Raw genomic sequence first — 4,083 nt, 5'->3', positions numbered from 1 at the left:
TTCCCATGCAGTATGCTGATTATTCGCTTTGGCAGCGTGGTCAGTTCTCAGGCCCTGAGATGGATATCCATCTGGATTACTGGAAGAACCATCTTAAGGGGGTTGTTCCCCTGGATCTTCCCACAGACTACGTAAGAAAAAAAGCTTCAAGCAAGGGAAGAAGATTAACCAGGAAAATTGAAAAATCAGTAGTAGATGCTGTATTAAAATTATCTTCTGAACACAATGCAACGTGCAATATGATATATCTAACGGCCTTTAATGCGTTATTATGTAGATATACGGGCCAAAATGATATATGTATCGGGACCTCTGTGGCAAACCGGAATCATGTTGTTACTGAAACATTAATAGGATGCTTCACAAATTTGATAGCTTTAAGGAATACAGTAAGCTTTTCTTCAACATTTTCAGAAGTTATTTCAGGCGTAAAACAAAATTTATTAGAATCATTAATTCATCAGGATTGCCCTTTCGAAAAAGTGATTGAGAACATACACGTGGAAAGGAATCAAATTGAGCATCCACTATTTCAGATACTATTTGTCATGCAGGATGCTCCTGATTTAAATTTTAATTTAGAAGGGATCTCATTAAGTCAATTGGATATTGTGATTTCAAAATCACAATTTGATATCCTTTTTAACATCGTAGAAGATAATGGCAAACTTTTTTTGAACCTGGATTACAACAGCGAATTATATGAGGAAAAGAAAATGGAAAATATGCTTGCCCACTACCTCAAATTATTAAACTTAGCTGTGCATTTTCCTAATCAAATTATCAACAATTTAGATTTTTTGAGCCTCCAAGAAAAAGATGCAATTTTTTCTATCAATAATAATAAAACAGAATACCCAAGACATCAATCATTACATGATTTATTTAATGAACAAGTAGTGAAAAGTCCTGATAAGATTGCGGTCGTTTATGGAGAAAACTCTTTCTCCTATGGGAAGATACAAAAGCTTTCCTCAAGTCTGGGATTTCATTTATTGAAGACGCTTGATAATGAAAGAAAGCAGATAATAGGCATACTGTTAAATAGGTCGGAAAAACTGATTGTCAGCATGATGAGCGTTTTGAAAACAGGGAAAACTTATTTATTTATAAGTCCAGCTCATCCTGTAGAAATTTTAAAACATATCATAAAGGAATCGGATATAGAACTTATAATAACAGACTCTAAGAATGTAAATAAAATAATTAAGATTGTTAAAAATATAATCAATCTGGATGAAATTGATCTATCAGGAGAAAAAATACTTGATGGAAAACCAATTTCAAGTTCAAACGATGAAGCTTGTGTGATCTACACTTCCGGCACTACTGGTACCCCTAAAGGAGTAATTATATCTCATAAAAACATTATAAGTTTAGTGAGAGGAATCAACTTTGTAGATTTCAAAATTAATGATACAGTTTTGTCAACGGGAAGTCCATCCTTTGATGCCTCAACATTTGAATACTGGGGGATGTTATTAAATGGAGGAACGATGATAATTCCCAAGGAATCGGAATTATTGGATGCTAAGAGAATGCAACAACTAATAGAGAGACATGAAGTGAAACTGTTATGGTTGACAGCAGGTCTTTTCAATCAGTTTGTTGATGATGATATTTCACTATTCCGAAAACTCATTACTGTTATTGCTGGAGGCGAAAGGCTATCCGAAAAGCATGTATCACAACTAAAACGAGTTTTTCCAGATATTAGATTGTTAAATGGCTATGGACCAACCGAAAACACAACCTTTTCCTTAATATACCTTATTAGTGATTGTGGTACATCTAATATCCCAATTGGAAGGCCTTTAAACAATAGAATTGTCTATATATTAAACGCAGACTTGGGTTTAATGCCAGTAGGAGCTATTGGTGAGATTTTCGTTGGGGGCGATGGGATTTCTAAAGGATATTTGAATAATAGGGCTCTAACTGAGGAAAAGTTTTTGTTAAACCCTTTTTCGGATAAAAACGAGACATACATATATCGAACCGGGGATTATGGAAGGCTTTTAGAAACAGGAGAAATCCAATTTTTAGGGAGGAAAGACCAACAGATTAAAATTAGGGGATTTCGGGTAGAATTGGAGGCTATTGAATATGTTTTAGGAAAATATGATGCAATAGATAATGTTATTTTATCTACCAGAGACAACAGTGACGGTGATAAAGAGATTCTTGTTTATTTCGTTTCAGCAAAAAAAATTGAAATTTCTGTATTGAAAGCATTTTTAAATGCACAACTTCCAGAATATATGATTCCTAATTTTTTTGTACAGATTCCTACAATTCCATTAACCGATAATGGAAAAGTTAATAAAAAGCTTTTACCAGAGCCTATTGAAAAAATAGAGGTTTTAAAAGATGGCAAAATACAAAATGTTACTTCGCAAATACTTAAAGAAATTTGGCAGGATGTTCTTTCTGTCAAGCAAATCTCACTTACTGAAAGTTTTTTCTCCATAGGCGGGGATTCAATCAAAGCTATTCGTGTTGTAAGTAAAATAAATAAGGTATTTAACATTGAATTAGGTATTGCTGATTTCTTCGAGTTAGAGTCAATTGAAAATTTATCAGTTTTCGTTGATAAATTTATCACTAAAGATGAAAGCTATTCGATTAGAGGCTCAATTAATGATGAGCTTGATGTGGTCAAAAATAATTGGCTGCAGTCAGCAACTGATGTTACTAATGTAGAAGATATATTTCCTATGAGTGATATTCAAGCAGGAATGATATACGCTTCTTTATTTAGTAATGAAATTGTGATTTATAATGATCAGTTTGTTTATCAAATTCCGGAAATTCTGGATATTACTCTATTAAAAAAAGCTTTTTCGCATTTGGTTCTTAAGCACCCAATGTTAAGAACTGGGTTTTCTCAGGAAGGAGTTCAAATAGTTTATAGGAATATCGAATTTGAAATCCAAATTTTAGAAACCTCACTAAAGGGCGAAGCGAAAATTCAATTTATACGAAGTTATCTTGAAGAAGAACGCATAAATAAATTTGACGTTTTTTCCAACTCGTTGTGGAAAATATCGATAATACAATCCCAACTAGATAGTACCTTCGTTTTTCAGTTTCATCATGCTGTTTTGGATGGTTGGAGTCTAGCCTCCTTAAATTCAGAATTATTTGAAGTTTATCAAAAATTTTCGCTGAAAAAAAATCCAAAAAAAATAGATAAGTTAAAATGCAGCTACAGGGATTTTGTAATTGAACGTATTTTAGACAAGAAATTAAAATTGAATTTGGCATTTTGGAAAAATGAAATGACGGATTATATTAGAACCTCGTTATTCAACCTTGTTCAGTGTCGTGAGGAATTTAGTTACAATTATGATCATGATACTCTTCAAATACTCAGGTCTAAAACTGATAAATTCCAAATCTCAATAAAGGCACTTTTCTTAGGGGCGTTCTTATTCGCACTAAAAAAAATGACATTTGAAAACGAGCTGACGATTGGATTAGTCAGCCATAATCGACCGGCTATTGAAGATGGCGATAAGATATTAGGATGCTTTTTAAATACCGTTCCATTTAGATTTTGCGATTTTGACCAATTCGATACATTGATTAAGTATCTATCCTCTGTAGAAGATAAACTTAGAACACTCAGACTTGTCGATCGAACTACTTTAGTACAGATTAAAAACATGGTCAGTGAAAAATCTGAGAACACAAATCCTTTTTTTGATGTGATATTTAACTATGTCGATTTTCATATTTATAATGACATAGATAAATCTTTAACAGTTATAGCTCCGGATGAAAAAAGGTCAATTTTTTATGGATATACAAATACTTTTTTGGATTTAAATATTCATTTAACTGGCGATAAGCTATCTATTGCCTATTTTCAGACACGAAATTTGCTTTCAGGCAAAGATTTGAACTATATTCATCAATCTGTAAATGAAGTAGTAAAACTTTTTCTTCTGGATCCTGGTTCCGGTATCGATACCTTGAATATTCTGCCTGGCCCTGAGGTTTCGGAGCTTTTTTCTTTCAATCCCCCGGTTTCTGATGATGTTTCGGGTTCCACCCTTTTAGATCTTTTCCACGATTCTG

General features: G+C 33.0%; 1 protein-coding gene. It reads left to right on the top strand.

All coding sequences use genetic code 11. The features are described from left to right. Positions 1–4,083: amino acid adenylation domain-containing protein (locus ABD769_RS24855; RefSeq protein ID WP_344854062.1), on the top strand; the 4,083-nt coding region annotated here is incomplete at both ends.

This window comes from Pedobacter jeongneungensis (genome assembly GCF_039538295.1).
Lineage (GTDB): Bacteria > Bacteroidota > Bacteroidia > Sphingobacteriales > Sphingobacteriaceae > Pedobacter > Pedobacter jeongneungensis.
Note: the sequence above shows the minus strand (reverse complement) of the source record. Positions and strands in the feature narration are given on the sequence as shown.